This window comes from Catenibacterium sp. RTP21428st1_D7_RTP21428_210409 (assembly GCF_040227455.1).
Classification (GTDB): domain Bacteria; phylum Bacillota_I; class Bacilli_A; order Erysipelotrichales; family Coprobacillaceae; genus Catenibacterium; species Catenibacterium mitsuoka_A.
In genome coordinates this window covers 22096-37399 of record NZ_JBEHVX010000004.1, presented here as the reverse complement: position 1 = coordinate 37399, position 15304 = coordinate 22096, and the positions used below count along the sequence as shown (strand labels likewise).

The window sequence follows — 15304 nt, the reverse complement described above, 5'->3', positions numbered from 1 at the left end:
ATTAACCTTCAACTTCCTGCATAACATATCCTTCAACGATGTCGCCTTCTTTGATATCGTTATAGTTTTCGATAGTTAAACCACATTCATAGCCCTGATTAACTTCCTTCGCATCATCCTTGAAACGCTTTAATGAAGCAAGCTTACCTTCATAAACAATGATACCTTCACGAATTAATCTGATACCACAATCTCTCTTAATAGAACCATCTGTTACATAACATCCAGCGATATTACCAATCTTAGAAACCTTATAAATATGTCTTATTTCAGCCTGACCAGTAACAACTTCTTCCATTTCAGGAGCAAGCATACCCTTCAGGGCTGCTTCAATTTCTTCAACCATCTTATAGATTACCTGGTGTAAACGGATTTCTACACCTTCTTCATCTGCTTTACGACGTACATTAGCATCTGGTCTTACATTGAAACCATAAATGATTGCCTTAGAAGCACTTGCAAGAAGGATATCAGATTCAGAAATAGCACCAACAGTAGAACGGATAACGTTAACTCTTGCACCTTCTACATCAATCTTTTCTAATGAACTCTTAACTGCTTCTGCAGTACCATTTACATCAGCTTTAACAATGATGTTTAAGTCAACGACTTCACCAGACTTCATCTGTGAGAATAAGTCATCAAGACTCATTGCTGAAGTAGAGTTTCTTTCTTCTTCAATCTTCTTCTGAGCACGTTCTTCACCGACATGTCTCGCTTCTCTTTCAGTTTCAAATACCATGAACTTATCACCTGCTTCAGGTACATCATTTAAACCAGTAATTTCTACTGGAGTTGCAGGACCAGCAGATTTAATTTCACGTCCACGATCATCAACGAACTGTCTAACACGACCATAAGTCGCACCAACAACAATTGGGTTACCACTTCTTAAAGTACCATTCTGAATTAATAGAGTCGCAACTGGTCCTCTACCCTTATCAAGACGGCCTTCGATAACACTACCATAAGCCATACGCTTTGGATTTGCTTTTAATTCAGCAAGTTCAGCTACAACTGTAACTGTTTCTAATAATTCATCGATACCAATACCCTGTTTAGCTGAAATGTTTACATAAGGAACATCTCCACCCCATTCTTCAGGCATAAGTCCAAGTTCAGATACTTCAGTCATAATACGCTGAGGATCAGCACCTGGTTTATCAATCTTATTAACAGCTACAATAATAGGTACATTTGCAGCTAAAGCGTGGTCTACTGCTTCTCTAGTCTGAGGCATAACACCATCATCAGCAGCAACTACAATAATAACAATATCAGTAATCATTGCACCACGTGCACGCATTGCAGTAAATGCTTCATGACCTGGTGTATCAAGGAAAGTAATCTTCTTACCTTTTACTGATACCTGATAGGCACCGATATGCTGTGTAATACCACCAAATTCACCTTCAGCAACTCTTGACTTTCTAATATGGTCAAGCAATGTTGTCTTACCATGGTCAACGTGACCCATGATAGTAATAACTGGAGGTCTTGGCTCTAAATCTTTAGGATCATCAACAACTTCTAAATCTTCAAAGTTTACTTCACTTACAGGAACAACCTTTTTACATTCAAGACCATATTCCATACAAATAAGTTCAACCTGTTCATCATTTAATGATGAGTTGATTGTCACCATTGTACCTAACATGAATAAAACCTTGATAACATTTGCTGGTGTTTGACCAATCTTTTGAGAAAGTTCATCAACAGTGATACCTTCTTCATATTCAACAACACCATCTACAACAGCTTTTTCTTCTTTCTTGCTAGGAAAGTTTGAGATCATTTTCTTCTTGTCATTCCCTTTGTTTTTTATGTTTTTCTTCTTTTTTGCCATAAATTACCCTCCTAACTTAGATTTCATACTTTTCGCAAAACCAGCATCAAGTACCGCAATTGCCATTCTATTTATTTTACCAACAGAATTAGATAGCTCTTCACTTGTGCCAGCAACATAATAATCTACATGATAATATGTACACTTATCAATATATTTCTTCTTCGTATTGTCACTTGCATCACTCGCAATAAGTACAAGACGAGCCTGCTGTGACTGGATAGCCTTTAAAGCACTCTCTCCAGTCGCAAGCTTTCTTGCACGCATCGCAAGACCTAATAAAGAAGCCACCTGCTTATTAAGCATAAGTCTTAAGCTCCTCATAGATTTCTTCAGGAATTTCAGTATCAAGAACTCTATTTAAAATCTTTTTCTTTTTTGCAAGTTCAATTGCATCTAAAGAACGTTTTAAATAAGCCCCACGACCGTTCTTTTTACCTGTAGGATCGACAGAAACTTCTCCTTCTTTATTTTTCACAATACGAATGAGTTCTTTCTTTGGCAGCTGTTCACCAGTTGCCACACACTTTCTTAAAGGCACTTTCTTCATAAAAGATCACCTCTAGTCTTTATAATATTCATCATACTGATCATAATCAATATCTTCATCATATTTAGGATCATGGTCTGGTTCTTCTGAATCATCTTCATCATCAAATGATTCATCATCACCTAAGTCTTCTTCTACCTTATCTTCTTCATTTTCATCTTCATCTAGAGTTAAAATGATAGATTCTTTTTCTTCATCTGCTTCATGTTCTTCCATAGATTTCTTCATCTTTTCAAGAAGTTCCATATCTACTTCAGGTGCATCTAAATCAATACCTTCTTCTAAGATTTCAGATACTGACTTAATATCAATCTTCCAGTTTGTTAATTTAACTGCAAGTCTTGCATTCTGACCACGCTTACCAATAGCAAGAGATAACTGATCATCAGGTACAACAACTAAAGCACTGTTCTTAGAATGATTTAATTTCACTCTTTCAACCTTAGCTGGAGAAAGAGCATGAGAAATGAATGTTACAGGATCTTCAGACCATTCAATAATATCAATCATTTCACCATTTAATTCTTCAACAACATTTCTAACACGATTTCCCTTTGGACCAACACATGCACCAATAGGATCAATATCAGGATTTGCTGTATAGACAGCAATCTTAGAACGTTCACCTGCTTCTCTAGATACTGATTTGATTTCAACAGTTCCCTCGAAGATTTCAGGAACTTCCATTTCAAATAAACGCTTTACTAATCCTTCATGAGTACGAGATACGCTGATATGAGTACCTTTAGTAGTACGTTCTACTTCACTCACATAAACCTTAACATGTTCACCTTCAACTAAAGTTTCACCAGGAATCTGGTCTTTAGATGAAAGAAGTGCACCTGTCTTACCAATGTTGATGATTGCGAATCTTTCTTCTACACGATCAACAGTACCATTGATGATTTCATCAAGTTTATTGATATATTCATTATATAAAGCTTCTTTTTCAGCTTCTCTGATTTTCTGTCTTAATAACTGTTTAGTTTGAATTGCAGCTAAACGACCAAATTCAGAAATATCAGCTTCTTCAACAACTTCATCTCCAACCTGATATTTTGGGTCAATTTCCTGTGCTTCTTCAATAGAATATTCAAAATCTTCATCATTTACATCATCTACAACATAATGAGTTGTAAAGATTCTGATTTTTCCATCATCATCAATCTTACAATCAACGATTGATTCTGCCCCACTATAGTTTTTCTTATATGACTTAGCAAGTGCTTCAGTCAATGCTTCAATTACAATAGCACTATCTAGCCCTTTATCTTCAATAAGATTTTCAAGAGCTGATTTATAACCTTTATCCTTTTTCGCCACGTTTTTTACCTCCTAGAACTTTACAGCGAGTCTGATGAATTTAATATCATCATAGTTTATAGTCATTTTCTTTCTTACAGCTTTCACCATATACTGGATCAATAATTCCTGGCCATCAATAGAGGCTAATGTTCCTTCTAGAGAATCAATTCCATTCTTTGGATTCTTCAAATCAATATGAACATATGAGCCAACATGAGCTTCTACCTGCTCAAAAGTCTTTAATGGCTTTTCAATTCCTGGAGAAGATACTTCAAGATAATACTCATCCTTGATTAAATCAAGTTCATCTAACTTTTCACTCACAGCTTCACTGACTGCAACACAAGTATCCATGTCAAGATTTCCATCATTCTTTTCAATGAAGACACGTAAATACCATTCTCCTTTTTCCTTTACATATTCCATTGAATCAAGATGGCATTCAAATGAAGCAATAATAGGCAATAAGCCTTCTTTAATTTTCTCTAGCATAGAACCTCCTATTCAATAAATAACGAGAGGGTCTCCCCTCTCGTCTTTTGCTAAATCGAGTATAGCACAGTTAAATGTATAAGTCAAATAATGTTGAAGAACACGTAAAAAAACTATAAATCAAAGATTGTAAGCTGATCACTTTCAGAAAAACCATTTAAAACACCCATCTTCTGCAGTGTCTCAATATGTGTTCCTGAAAGACGTGTTCTCTTTTTAATGTCTTCAATAGAAGTGAAAGGTCTCTCCTTTCTTGCTTCTACTACTGAGTCACCAACGGCATCACCTAATCCATCAATAGAAGTAAAAGGAGGAATAATAGCTGCCAGATCATCTGGATGACAAATAAACTTTCTAGAATCAGATTGATCAAGAGAAATCTTACTAAACTTTAGGCCTCTTTCAAACATTTCTAAAGCAACCTCAAATACAGTAATCAAACCTTCTTCTTTATTAGATGCTTTATGTTCAGCCTTTAACTTTAAACATTCCTGATATTTATCATATACTGCTTCTTTTCCAGCAATGAGCGTTTCAATATCATAGAAATCACATCTAGTTGTAAAGTATACAGCATAATATTCTCTTGGATAATATAATTTCCACCAAGCTACACGTATGGCACTTAATACATAAGCGACGGCATGGGCTTTAGGGAACATGTATTTAATCTTTAAGCATGAATCAATATACCATTGTGGCACATTATGTTTCTTCATGAGTTCAACATAACCCTTTTGAGGGAATACTTTAGGTGACTTACCTTTACGTACACATTCCATGATATCAAAAGCATCCTTATTAGGAAGTCCCTTTTCAATTAAGTAAACCATGATATCATCACGACATCCGATAACCTGCTGTAATGTACAAGTACCTGACTTGATCAATGTCTCCGCATTGCCTAGATATACGTCAGTCCCATGAGACAATCCAGAGATAATAACTAATTCATTAAAGCTTTTTGGATGTGTCTGTTCAAGCATGCCACGGACAAACTTTGTACCAAATTCTGGTAACCCTAAGGCACCTGTCTTACAGTTTAAGAAAGATAGATCACAGCCTAATGCTTTAGAACTATTAAATAAGCTCATAACCTTCTGGTCATTTGTAGGAATAGACTTTGGATCAACACCTGTCATATCCTGAAGCATACGAATAACAGTAGGATCAACATGTCCTAAGATATCAAATTTTAATACGTTATCATGAATCTTATGGAAATCGAAGTGAGTTGTACGCCATTCAGCATTCACATCATCTGCAGGATACTGATAAGGTGTAAAGTCAAATACTTCCATGTCATTAGGAATAACGATAATACCACCCGGATGCTGACCGGTAGTACGTTTAACCCCCGTACATCCATTAGCCAGTCTTTGCAATTCAGCACTACGGATATGATCTTCTAAACCTAAGTTTTCAGCATATGCTCTTGCATAACCATAAGCTGTCTTTTCTGCAACAGTAGAGATAGTACCGGCTCTAAAGACATGGTCTTCACCAAAGATTGTTTTAGTATAAGCATGCGCTTGAGGCTGATATTCACCTGAGAAGTTTAAGTCAATATCTGGAACCTTATCCGCATTGAACCCTAAGAAGGTTTCGAATGGGATATTATGTCCTTCGCCTTTCATCTTATGTCCACATACTGGACAGTTCTTATCAGGCAAATCATAACCATCAGAAATAACTCCTTCTTCTAAGAACTCATTATGTTTACAATGAGGACATATATAATGTGGTGCAAGAGGATTTACTTCTGAAATACCAGCCATAGTGGCTACGAAAGATGAACCAACTGATCCTCGAGATCCTACTAGGTAACCTGCTTCATTAGAAACTCTTACAAGTTCTGAAGCGATAAAATAAATAACTGCGAATCCATGTTTGATGATGTTGGATAACTCTTTTTCAAGTCTTGCTGATACAATCTCTGGTAATACTTCACCATATGTCTCATGCGCATTCTTATGACATAATTCTCTAAGTTTCTTATCTACGTTTTCAATTGAAGGTGGATATAATCCTTCTTTTGTGACAATAATATCATCACCAATCATATCTGCAATCTTATTTGTATTAGTGACAACATATTCATATGTATCTTCATCACTTAAATAAGGGAAGCATTCCAACATTTCATCTGTTGTTCTTAAATAAACATCAGGTGTTAAAGCACGAGGATTATTTCTTACAAGGAGTGGATGAGGTTTACCATTAATCTGAATCTTAGAGTTAGTAATAAATACTTCACGGTATACCTTATCTCTCTTATCTAGAAAATGAACATCACCTGTCGCACAGATAAGTTTATTTTCTTCTTTCGCAATCTTAATAATACGCTTGTATATTCTTTCTATATCATCAATAGAATCATACTTACCACGATCCACCAAATACATTGCATCTTCTAAAGGCTGTATTTCTACATAATCATAGAATCGTATTTCTTCTCTTAATTCTTCTTCATCTCTTGTAGAAGCTATTTCAAAGACTTTAGAATTTAAACAGCCACTACCAAAGATTAATCCTTCACGATAGAATTCTAATTCACTTCTAGGAATACGATCACATTGATGGAAATACTTAGTATTCGCAATAGATACAAGTCTAAACATGTTCTTTAACCCTTCAGGTGTTTTCGCAAGAACACACATATGATAAGGGAAAGCATGCTTATAAGCATCTTCTATTTTGATATCATTGATTTCATCAATCGTCTTAAAACCTCTCTTAATTAAATCCTGAAGCATGACATTAAATGAATGACTTAATACTTCAGCATCATAGTCAGCACGGTGAGCCGCTTCTGTATCATAAGGAATATGATAAAAACGACAGACAGCACCTAATCGATAAGAACGCATTAATGGTATGAGACGTCTAGATAAAGGCAATGTATCAATCCAAGGGTTTTTAATATGTTCTTTTCCCATTCTCTCTAATGCCTTATCTAACATACCAATATCGAAACGACCATTATGCGCAATGAGAAGATTATCTCCAAAGAATTCCATTAATTTAGGCATGAATTCTTCAATTGTAGGCGCATTTCTAATATCTTCATTTGTAATAGATGTTAATTCAGTAATCTTCTTAGAAATAGGTTTAGGAGATTTAATAAATGTCTGTAATCTTCCAACCTCTAACCCATTTTTTATCTTTACTGCACCAATTTCAGTAATATGATCGTCTATCTGAGATAAACCTGTTGTTTCTAAGTCAAAAGAAACATAAGTTAAATCATTAAGCTTTAATCCATTCGCATTGAAAACACAATCAAAATTTGTATCAATCATGTTCATTTCAACACCATAGATCATCTTCAACTTGTCTCCTGCTGCTGCCTGTGCATCAGGGAATGACTGCACGTTGCCATGATCAGTTACTGCAATAGCACTCATACCCCATTCTGTCGCTCTTTTAATATAAGAACCAACAGTCGCAATACCATCCATAGTAGACATATTAGAGTGGCAATGTAGTTCCACACGCTTCTTTTCCGCCTTGTCAATACGTGGTTTAGGTGCTGGAATAATTTCTATTTCAGTCGCAATAATCACCTGTTCACGGGCAAAGCTATCATATTCAAAGGTACCTTTAACACGAATCCATTTACCACCTTTTTTTAATTGTTCCATTTCTTCTAATGTATTACGATTCTTATTCTCAAATCTCTTTACCATAATACTATCAGAATAATCAGTGACAAGAAGTGTCTGAATATGTTTACCACTTTTAGTCTGTGTTGTTTCTTCCTGGAAACAATACCCCTGTACAGCTACTTCACGCATTGTATTATCTAATTGACTGATCTGCGTCATGACATATTCTTTCTTATAACGTTTATAATTACCTGCTGGCTTAGAATAAGCAGGAGGTGCATCATTCATCGCTTCATTATATTTTTCAAGTGCACTTGAATCTATATGAACGCCTTTATTTTCTTCCATCTTTGCAATAGTCTGTTGATATTCATGATTATCTGCATCTACCTCAGCTCTTAAATCAATATTAATACCAAAGCCAGATAATAATGTACGCATTTCATTAAGCTGAGTCTTAATAGAATCACATTGAATATGATTAACAGTATGTAATGTCAAAATATTGTCCTTTAAATCCATATCATCTCTTGTCATACTCTGCATTTCAGGTACATTGCCTAATACATGATGCATAATATAATCACTATATTCAATGACATCTTCCTCTCTAAAATGATTAGACGTTGTTTCAAAGAGGAATTCACATGGATAAGGGAATAAATGCTGGGCTTCTTTTAAAGCCTTCACATTATCAAGAGGCATTAATTCTGGTGAACTGATATAAAAGGTATAACGGCTATCATGATGGACAACTACTCTTGTAATATCAGCCTGCGAAAACGCCTGATTTGTATCTATATGTAATTGTTGTAATAAAATACTTAGTTTATTCATAAAATCACCTTTTAAAAAGGAACCGAAGTTCCTTTATTTAAAAAATCGCAGCAGATCCTGATAAGTAACTGCAATCATGAGACCAAATACAAGTGCAAGTCCAAGAACCTGCAATGCATATTTCACCTTCACAGGTACTTCTCTATGGATAATACCTTCAATTAAAGAAAGAATAGCCTGATAGCCATCTAACCCCGGAATAGGCAATAAGTTTAAGATTCCAATATTTACTGACAACATCGCAACTAAATATAGAAGTGTTGTCATAGAACCAGATTCTCTTACCTGTGAAGTGACTTTATAAATTCCCACTGGTCCTGACATCTGCTTAATAGTAGACGCAAAATTCACAATAAGCTGTCCCAATGCATGAAAGATTGCAGTAGACATCTCACATAATTCTTTAAATGTATAGCTGAATGCTTCAGTGACACTCATTCTTCGAGTCACCTGCATAAAGCCAAGAACATAACGCCCCTGTTCTTCATTATATGGACTCACTGCCTTGACCACAATACTATTTTTACCACGTCTGACAGTAATATCTAATGTCGCATTTCTAGAATTAATCTTTAATGCTTTCTTAGTCATATCACTATGAAGATCTTCATAACTTGCGACTGCATACGACACACCAGTCTGCTTACATTCAATATTAGTTATAATGTCACCTTTTTTAAATCCATATTTTGTCGCAGAACCATTTTCTACGAGCGTTCCTACTTCACAACGATTGACATTTACCTGACCACCCATTAAGTTTGCAGATAACATAATGACAAGTGCAAGCATGAAATTCATAAAGACACCTGCAAGCATAATAATAATCTTTTGATATGTCTTCTTACCCTTTAATGTACGTTCTACTGGAACATCCTTAAGTTCTTCATCGTCTTCCTGATCCGCTTCACCTGCCATAGAGACAAAACCACCTATTGGTAAAGCACGAATCTGGAATTCTGTTTCTTTTCCTTTTTTTCCATAAATCTTAGGACCCATACCAATACTAAATGCGCCACAATAAACCTTGAAAAACTTAGCAGTTACAAAGTGTCCTAATTCATGTATGACAATAATTCCTGTAAGAATAAGCAGGAAAACGAGTATATTCAATAAAGTCTGCATCTTATAAACCTACTCTCTTTCTTACAAAAGCTCTTGCTTCCGCATCTATCTTGATCAATTCGTCAAGAGATGGATTTTCAATAACAGTATGTGCATTCATGGCTTCTTCAATTAAATCAACGATTTCTAGGAATTTAATCTTTCCATCACGGAATAACTGGTTGGCTTCTTCATTTGCGCCATTGAAAACACAAGGCATACTGCCCCCTATTCTTCCTGCACGATAAGCAAGAGGTAGTGCCTTAAATCTTTCTGTATCAGGCTTATAGAAATGAAGTGTTCCAATATCTGATAAAGAAAGTCTCTTACTATTAATAAGTGGTATTCTATGAGGATATGTTAAAGCATATTGAATAGGCAAACGCATATCTGGAGTACCTAATTGTCCAATTACTGCAGTATCTGTACATTCAATCATAGAATGTACAACACTTTCAGGATGAATCAATACTTCAATATCATCATAATCTACATCAAAAAGCCATTTGGCTTCCATCACCTCTAAACCTTTATTAACTAAAGTCGCACTATCAATAGTGATCTTTGCCCCCATGCTCCAGTTAGGATGATTTAATGCCTGTTCAACAGTAGCATCCTTTAATTCATCTAATGATTTATCACGGAAACTTCCACCACTACATGTTAAAATTATTTTTGAAATTTCTCTTGGATACTCTCCATGCATTGATTGGAAAATAGCACTATGTTCACTATCTACAGGTAAAAGCTGAATGCCATATTCTTTTGCGAGAGGAATAATAATATGTCCTGCAACTACTAGAGTTTCTTTGTTTGCAAGTGCAATATCCTTACCTGCTTTAATTGCTTCTATAGTTGGTAATAATCCTGCAAATCCTACAATCGCATTAAGAACTATTTCTGTCTCTTCAAGAGTACTAATTTGAATAAGTCCTTCCTGTCCAAGATAAAAATGACGATCTGGATATTTTTCACTTAAATAATCATAATCTTTCTGTTCTAGTACACAAATATGTGGAACAGGAAGCTGATTCATAATTTCTTCTAATTTCTTGATATTGTGTCCTGCTGACATTGCAACAATTTCAAATTCATCAGGATGTCCAGTCACAACATCAATTGTCTGCGTTCCAATAGAACCAGTCACACCAAGTACTGTAATTTTTTTCATAGATTGCCTCCTTCATTAGAGTAATGTAAGTAAGAATCCTAAAATCATAGAATTAAAGATGATAGAATCAAAACGATCCAACACACCACCATGACCAGGGAAAATCTGAGAATAGTCCTTTACTTCAAAAGTTCTCTTAATAGAGCTAAATGTCAAATCACCAATCTGACCTGTTGTTGCAAGTAGAAAGCTCATTAAGGCAAGATAAGGAAGTGAATAAGGAATCTGAACACAATAAGCATAAGCTAAACCTAATAAGCCACCACATACTATACCACCAATAGAGCCTTCAATTGTCTTCTTAGGTGAAAGACGAGGATTAAGTTTATGTTTACCAATTGCACGTCCCACAAAATAAGCAAATGTATCAGCGCCTAAAGTCGCAAGTGCTAAGAAGATAACATATCTGATATCTAAGGCTGTTCTAAAATAATAAATAGCATGAAGACCAAGAGCTACTAAAGTCGCACTTGTAAAGTAATATGAAATTCTCAAGAAAGGCATACCTGCATCAAAGATTCCACAAGTTAATAATATAACCATGTAAATTACAATAAACATATTAGATACAAGTAATCCTTTTGAAAAGAATAATGAACCTAGAATATAAACACCTAGTACTCCATATAAATAAAAATGTGGCTTAGGTTCTTTTGTAATAGATAGTAATTCATATGTAGCCATAGCCCCAATAAAAGCTATAAGGATTTTAAAAGGAATACCACTTACAATAACACACGGTAAAAATAAAACTACTAATACAATCGCTGTTATGACCCTTTGCTTCATTTCTTCACTCCTCCATAACGACGATCTCTATTCTGATATTTCCAGATGCATTCATGTAATTTTTCCGCATTAAAATCTGGCCAATATGCTTCATCAAAAATAAATTCAGCATAACTTAACTGCCATAATAAGAAGTTAGATAAACGACATTCACCACTTGAGCGAATCATTAAATCAACAGGCGGTAATTCTTTAGTCATTAAATGAGATTGAAAATAATCTTCTGTAATATTATCTAAGTCAATCTTACCTTCTTTATATTCTTCACAAATCGCTTTAGTAGCTTCAACGATTTCATCACGTCCACCATAAATAAATGCAAAGACAAGCTTTAATCCAGTATTATCTTTAGTTTTAGTAATAGCATCATTAATAATGTCTTGAGTTTCCTGTGGTGCGAGTTCTAGATGACCAATTGTCATAATACGTACATTATTATCCATTAGTTCCTGAAAATATAAAGAGAAGAACTCTTTAGGTAACTTAAAGATATATTCTACTTCACTCTGTTCTCTTTTAAAGTTTTCAGTAGAGAATGCATAGACAGTCATTGCTTTTACACCTAAGTTGTTGGCTTCTAAAGCAAGATTTCTTATTGTTTTAGTTCCTTCATGATGACCATATGTTCTAGGCATTTTTCTTTTCTTAGCCCATCTTCCATTTCCATCCATGATAAATGCGATATGAGCTGGAATTCGATTCATATCTAATGTATATTTTTCTTTTCTTTTAAAAAGCATAATAATCACCTCATAAACCGTATTATAACATAGTGCACTCCATTTTCAAACAGACAAAAAAAGGAGGATTTCATAATCCTCCCAAAAATGACATTAAACTGTCATTAAATCCTTTTCTTTTTCTTTAGCAATCTGTTCAATTTTCTTAACAAATTCATTTGTTAAATCCTGAACATCTTCCTTACCTGCTTTTACTTCATCTTCAGTTTCGCCAGTCTTTTCAACATCAGCATTTGCATTTCTTCTGATATTTCTTAAAGCAACCTTAGCTTCTTCAGCAAGCTTATTTACCTGCTTAACCATTTCTTTTCTTCTTTCTTCAGTTAGAGGTGGAATCACAATACGGATGACTGTTCCATCATTCTGTGGAGTTAAACCTAAATCGGCCTGGTAAATACCATGTTCAATATCCTTCATAGAATTCTTATCATAAGGCTTAATCACTAACTGACGACCTTCTACAACTGAAATACCAGCAACCTGATTAAGTGGAGTTGGTGAACCATAATATTCAACCATAACTCTATCAAGCATGCTTGGATTAGCACGTCCAGTTCTAATATTAACTAATTCATTAGAGAAAGCGTCAATTGATTTCTCCATCTTTTCTTTTGCTTCTTCAAGTACTAATTCTACCATTATTATTCTCCCTTTGAAATAATTGTGCCAGCCACTTCCTGTTTACATGCTAACGCAATATTTCCTTCTTTCTGCATATTAAATACACTTAAATCAATGTTGTTGTCTTTACATAATGTAATAGCTGTCTGATCCATGATCTTTAAATCTTTATTAAGAACATCTAAGTAAGTTAACTTATCAAACTTAACAGCATTTGGATCTAACTTAGGATCAGCTGAATAAACACCATCAACACCATTCTTAGCCATCAAGATAACATCTGCATGAATTTCAGCAGCTCTTAATGCAGCAGTTGTGTCTGTAGTAAAGTATGGACTACCTGTTCCAGCTGAGAAAATAACAATACGACCTTTTTCAAGATGACGTACAGCTCTTCTTCTGATATATGGTTCAGCTACTTCTTTCATATCAATAGCAGTCATAACACGTGTTTCAAGACCAATTGACTCTAAAGCATTCTGTAAAGCAAGACCGTTCATAACAGTTGCAAGCATACCCATGTAATCTGCACTTGCTCTTTCCATACCCATATCGGCACCAGTCTTACCTCTCCAGATATTACCGCCACCACAAACAATCGCAATTTCAACACCTAGATCTTTTGCATCTTTGATCTGCTGTGCAATGTCTTTAACTACAATAGGATTAATACCAAAGCCCTGATCACCAGCCAAAGCTTCACCACTTATTTTTAATAAAACTCTTTTATAATTCATATGGATCTCCTTCTGTAAAATCTACAAATTAATTATAAATAGAATTAAGTTTTTAGTCAACAACGAACTGATGCCACAAAACTTACTCCTCAAACAAAAACTTCCTGATTAAATAATCAGGAAGCATTATACTATGAATTCGTATTTTTTGGTAAGATTAAGTTTAAAACAATAGCTGTAATAGTAGCAAGGACTACTGGAGACTTACCAAAGATAGTTGTCACCCAAGATGGGAATGATGCAAGTGCTGCATTCGCCTGAGTAACACCCATACCAAGTGCAACAGCTAAACCAACAACTGTAGTATTTCTGAAATCCATTGGATGAGATGCAATTAATTTAATACCAGTCATCGCAATAGATGCAAATACAGAAACAGTGGCACCTCCAAGAACGCAATAAGGAATGGTAGTTAAAAGTGATGAAAACTTAGGAATAAGCCCTGCAACTAAAATAATACTAGCTGCAATTCCAAATACCTTTTTAGATACAACTTTTGTTGATCCAACAATACCAACATTCTGACTATAAGTTGCAGTTGGTAAACCACCAAAGAATGCACAAAAGATATTAGTTAAACCATAAGCAACAATACCACCATTTAATTCTTCATCAGTAGGCATACGATCCATACCACCTGTAGTAGTGGCAGAGAAATCACCAATTGCCTGAATAGAGTTTATTGCGAATAATACCGCAATTGCCACACATGCTGCTGGATTAAACTTCACACCAAAATGCATGAATTGTGGTAAAGCAAACCATGATGCATTTGCGACAGCTGAGAAATTGATCATACCAAAGCAGAGAGCAATAATATAACCAACAATAATACCAATTAAAATAGAAGCTAATTTAAAAATTCCTTTACCATAATGATTCAAGAAAGTAACAACAGCTAATGTAATAAAAGCAATAAGCCAATTCTGCCAAGAACCATAACTCTTAGAAGCTGCACCACCAGCCATATAATTAATAGCTGTAGGATACAATGATAAACCAATTGAGAATACTACTGTACCAGTAATAAGTGGTGGAAAGAATTTTCTAATCTTCTTTACAAATAGTCCTACAATAACAGCAACAATACCACCAGCAATCTGTGCGCCTAAAATGGTTGCAATATCAAATTCACCAGCAATTGCCTGCATAGTAGGTAAATAGGCAAAACTAATACCCATGATAACAGGTAATCCTGCCCCAATTGCAAGTTTTTTCTCTCTTAATAACGGAAAAACCTGAAATAATGTAGAGATAGCAGACATTGTAAGTGCAGCCTGAATCAGAATAACTGAATCACTCGCTGAAAGTCCTGCAACTCCTGAAATAATAATAGCAGGTGCAACACATCCGACAACCATGGCCACAACGTGCTGAAGTGCTAAAGGTAAAGCTTGTGATGTAGAAGGCTTTCCGTCTAATTTGAAAAGTTCTTCTGACATACTAGTTTGATCTTTACTCATATTTCCTCCTCATTTGTATACAAAAAATACAATTCAGATAA

General features: G+C 35.0%; 13 protein-coding genes. All 13 read right to left on the bottom strand.

Annotated features, from left to right (window positions below; translation table 11 throughout):
- Position 1: 1 nt before the first annotated feature.
- Positions 2 to 1846 (bottom strand): translation initiation factor IF-2, encoded by a 1845-nt coding sequence (infB, locus tag ABUA27_RS01305; protein WP_349820071.1) that lies wholly within the window; start codon positions 1844 to 1846, stop codon positions 2 to 4.
- Positions 1847 to 1849: 3 nt separating this feature from the next.
- The gene (locus ABUA27_RS01300; RefSeq protein ID WP_287845529.1) at positions 1850 to 2152 is read right to left on the bottom strand and encodes a L7Ae/L30e/S12e/Gadd45 family ribosomal protein; all 303 of its coding nucleotides are present in this window, start codon (positions 2150 to 2152) and stop codon (positions 1850 to 1852) included.
- The gene (gene rnpM / locus ABUA27_RS01295; RefSeq protein ID WP_022424335.1) at positions 2145 to 2396 is read right to left on the bottom strand and encodes an RNase P modulator RnpM; all 252 of its coding nucleotides are present in this window, start codon (positions 2394 to 2396) and stop codon (positions 2145 to 2147) included. The genes ABUA27_RS01300 and rnpM overlap by 8 nt, the downstream gene beginning before the upstream one ends.
- 12 nt (positions 2397 to 2408) lie before the next feature.
- Positions 2409 to 3719: a transcription termination factor NusA gene (nusA, locus tag ABUA27_RS01290; RefSeq protein WP_287845532.1), complete on the bottom strand. Its 1311-nt coding sequence runs from the start codon at positions 3717 to 3719 to the stop codon at positions 2409 to 2411.
- 12 nt (positions 3720 to 3731) lie between these two features.
- Positions 3732 to 4193: a ribosome maturation factor RimP gene (gene rimP / locus ABUA27_RS01285; RefSeq protein WP_022424333.1), complete on the bottom strand. Its 462-nt coding sequence runs from the start codon at positions 4191 to 4193 to the stop codon at positions 3732 to 3734.
- Between the two features lie 113 nt (positions 4194 to 4306).
- Complete coding sequence (locus ABUA27_RS01280) at positions 4307 to 8638, bottom strand: PolC-type DNA polymerase III (RefSeq protein WP_129981735.1); 4332 nt, start codon at positions 8636 to 8638, stop codon at positions 4307 to 4309.
- A 33-nt stretch (positions 8639 to 8671) separates the two neighbouring features.
- On the bottom strand, positions 8672 to 9763 hold the full coding sequence (locus tag ABUA27_RS01275; protein WP_129981734.1) for a M50 family metallopeptidase: 1092 nt from the start codon (positions 9761 to 9763) through the stop codon (positions 8672 to 8674).
- 1 nt (position 9764) lies between these two features.
- Entirely contained in the window at positions 9765 to 10913 is a 1149-nt protein-coding gene (locus tag ABUA27_RS01270) for a 1-deoxy-D-xylulose-5-phosphate reductoisomerase (RefSeq protein WP_288835364.1), read from the bottom strand.
- 15 nt (positions 10914 to 10928) lie between these two features.
- Positions 10929 to 11702 carry a phosphatidate cytidylyltransferase gene (locus tag ABUA27_RS01265; RefSeq protein ID WP_303352692.1) on the bottom strand — a complete coding sequence of 258 codons (774 nt, stop codon included), beginning with the start codon at positions 11700 to 11702 and terminating at the stop codon, positions 10929 to 10931.
- Positions 11699 to 12442 (bottom strand): undecaprenyl pyrophosphate synthase, encoded by a 744-nt coding sequence (gene uppS / locus ABUA27_RS01260; protein WP_349820070.1) that lies wholly within the window; start codon positions 12440 to 12442, stop codon positions 11699 to 11701. Before uppS ends, ABUA27_RS01265 begins: the two co-directional genes overlap by 4 nt.
- 93 nt (positions 12443 to 12535) lie before the next feature.
- On the bottom strand, positions 12536 to 13081 hold the full coding sequence (frr, locus tag ABUA27_RS01255) for a ribosome recycling factor (RefSeq protein WP_287514975.1): 546 nt from the start codon (positions 13079 to 13081) through the stop codon (positions 12536 to 12538).
- Between the two features lie 2 nt (positions 13082 to 13083).
- Complete coding sequence (pyrH, locus tag ABUA27_RS01250) at positions 13084 to 13800, bottom strand: UMP kinase (RefSeq protein WP_022424326.1); 717 nt, start codon at positions 13798 to 13800, stop codon at positions 13084 to 13086.
- Between the two features lie 131 nt (positions 13801 to 13931).
- Complete coding sequence (locus ABUA27_RS01245) at positions 13932 to 15263, bottom strand: uracil-xanthine permease family protein (protein WP_129981729.1); 1332 nt, start codon at positions 15261 to 15263, stop codon at positions 13932 to 13934.
- Between the last annotated feature and the right edge of the window lie 41 nt (positions 15264 to 15304).

Bases quoted from the DNA above. Each gene is read 5' to 3' on its own strand.
- rnpM (WP_022424335.1), bottom strand. From the start codon at position 2,396: ATGAAGAAAGTGCCTTTAAGAAAGTGTGTGGCAACTGGTGAACAGCTG.
- ABUA27_RS01275 (WP_129981734.1), bottom strand. From the start codon at position 9,763: ATGCAGACTTTATTGAATATACTCGTTTTCCTGCTTATTCTTACAGGA.
- uppS (WP_349820070.1), bottom strand. From the start codon at position 12,442: ATGCTTTTTAAAAGAAAAGAAAAATATACATTAGATATGAATCGAATT.
- ABUA27_RS01265 (WP_303352692.1), bottom strand. From the start codon at position 11,702: ATGAAGCAAAGGGTCATAACAGCGATTGTATTAGTAGTTTTATTTTTA.
- ABUA27_RS01300 (WP_287845529.1), bottom strand. From the start codon at position 2,152: ATGCTTAATAAGCAGGTGGCTTCTTTATTAGGTCTTGCGATGCGTGCA.
- frr (WP_287514975.1), bottom strand. From the start codon at position 13,081: ATGGTAGAATTAGTACTTGAAGAAGCAAAAGAAAAGATGGAGAAATCA.
- rimP (WP_022424333.1), bottom strand. From the start codon at position 4,193: ATGCTAGAGAAAATTAAAGAAGGCTTATTGCCTATTATTGCTTCATTT.
- ABUA27_RS01270 (WP_288835364.1), bottom strand. From the start codon at position 10,913: ATGAAAAAAATTACAGTACTTGGTGTGACTGGTTCTATTGGAACGCAG.
- infB (WP_349820071.1), bottom strand. From the start codon at position 1,846: ATGGCAAAAAAGAAGAAAAACATAAAAAACAAAGGGAATGACAAGAAG.
- ABUA27_RS01280 (WP_129981735.1), bottom strand. From the start codon at position 8,638: ATGAATAAACTAAGTATTTTATTACAACAATTACATATAGATACAAAT.
- ABUA27_RS01245 (WP_129981729.1), bottom strand. From the start codon at position 15,263: ATGAGTAAAGATCAAACTAGTATGTCAGAAGAACTTTTCAAATTAGAC.
- pyrH (WP_022424326.1), bottom strand. From the start codon at position 13,800: ATGAATTATAAAAGAGTTTTATTAAAAATAAGTGGTGAAGCTTTGGCT.